The organism is Hydrogenivirga sp. 128-5-R1-1 (genome assembly GCF_000171895.1).
Window position 1 is genome coordinate 1 of record NZ_ABHJ01000304.1, and the last position, 1,586, is coordinate 1,586.

Here is a 1,586-nt window from a genome sequence, read left to right on the forward strand (position 1 = left end):
ATTCTTTTCTTTTCTGGTATCTTCTTGTGAATATCTATACCTACTGAATACAAAGGTTTTATAATAGTATCTTCAGCCGTAATATCTTTTATATCAAGTTCGTATTTGTCATTTATACCCAGTTCTTTTAAAACATTTTTTACATCATTTAATATTTTTCTAGAATTTACTTTTTTAGTTATCTTAAAATCTTTTACTGCTGCCATAATTAAACTCCTAATCTTGAAATAAATAAATGAATATCTTTAATATAAACCCTTAATGTTTTTTTATCCAGTGTTTTTAATCTTTTAAATTCTGATTTTAAGTTATAATCAGCATCATTTCTTATTGTTTTCAACTCTTCAAATTTTTTTGCCTCTTCTAATCTCCCCATATTTATCAAAACTTTTGGAATATGACTGTGCAAATTTTTCTTTTTGAAGTTATACCCCTGTTTTGAAAGTCTATCCCTTAAATACCAGATTAAGCCGTAATATGCCCTACTTATTCCAGTTCTTACATAAAACTCTTTTTTTCTTCCTGTGTAGTTATCAATATTTTCTAAAATTTCCTCTGCTATTTTTAGAAATTCTTTATTCATCTTTTTCCTTTAATATGGATGAATTACAACTAAAAAATGTTTATCCAGTGTTTTTAAATTCGTTTTTTTAGTTATAGTATGCGTCGTTACCTTTCATTTGAAGTTCTTCAAATTTTTAGTGAATTATAAATCTAAAATATTTTCCCTTTATTAGATTTTTTCCTTTTTTTTCCAATTCTATGGCTTTTTTCGCAGCTTGTTTTATACCTCTTATATTCGTTGATTTTATAGATACTATATAACCATTTTTTATTTCATCATCTTTTATTATTGTAAATCTTCCTTCTATTCCTTCATCTTCCAAGAATTTTTTAATTTTTTGTAAAATCTCTTTATCAGACTTTTTTTCTAAATTTAATGCAATCATTCTTTTATAACCTCTTGTAAAATAATTTCAGCTTTTTTAATATATTTTCTTGTTTCAGCTATATCCACGTATTGTAAAATTAAATTATAGTCTACATCATTTCTTGCAAGCCTTAAATCTTCAAACATTTTTCCATAAATTTCACCATATTTCAAAGACATATACGCACCTACTACAGTATGTTTGTTTATAGATATTTTTATACCTTTCTGTTTATAGTAATCTTTAGCAATTGTTTTCAATTCTGTATAAGATATTTTTAAATCCTCTGTAAAATAATAAAACAGTTCTAAAAATACTGCTTCATAAGCTCTTGATATGGCTGTTCTTGCTAAATACTCCTTTAATTTCTCATCTTTTGTTTGGGAAATGGAATTTTTTATAATTTTTGCAACTTCCAGATATTTATTCTTCATCCTCTTCCTCTACCTCTTCTTCCTCTTCACTGTTTAAATATTTTATAACCTCGTTTACAAAATCTTTTCCTATCTGGTCTATCTGCTGGGTTAGGTCAATTCCAAGCTGAGAAAGAATATTTAAAAGGTCATCCACATTGTTTATGTTAAACTGCTCCATGTATCCTAAAAACATATCTATTTCAGCTGGAGCAAATACATAATCCACTGCAACAGATAA

Annotated in this window: 5 protein-coding genes; all 5 read right to left on the minus strand. The window is 26.2% G+C overall.

What is annotated here, in order from left to right:
* Positions 1-206, minus strand: a 206-nt coding sequence (locus HG1285_RS02190) for a hypothetical protein (protein ID WP_008289188.1), incomplete at its 3' end; no start/stop codon positions are given.
* A 2-nt stretch (positions 207-208) separates the two neighbouring features.
* Complete coding sequence (locus HG1285_RS02185; RefSeq protein WP_008289189.1) at positions 209-583, minus strand: hypothetical protein; 375 nt, start codon at positions 581-583, stop codon at positions 209-211.
* A 115-nt stretch (positions 584-698) separates the two neighbouring features.
* Positions 699-950: a hypothetical protein gene (locus HG1285_RS02180; protein ID WP_008289190.1), complete on the minus strand. Its 252-nt coding sequence runs from the start codon at positions 948-950 to the stop codon at positions 699-701.
* The gene (locus HG1285_RS02175) at positions 947-1,366 is read right to left on the minus strand and encodes a hypothetical protein (protein WP_008289191.1); all 420 of its coding nucleotides are present in this window, start codon (positions 1,364-1,366) and stop codon (positions 947-949) included. The genes HG1285_RS02180 and HG1285_RS02175 overlap by 4 nt, the downstream gene beginning before the upstream one ends.
* Positions 1,356-1,586: hypothetical protein (locus tag HG1285_RS19985; RefSeq protein WP_008289192.1), on the minus strand; the 231-nt coding region annotated here is incomplete at its 5' end. The genes HG1285_RS19985 and HG1285_RS02175, both read right to left, overlap by 11 nt.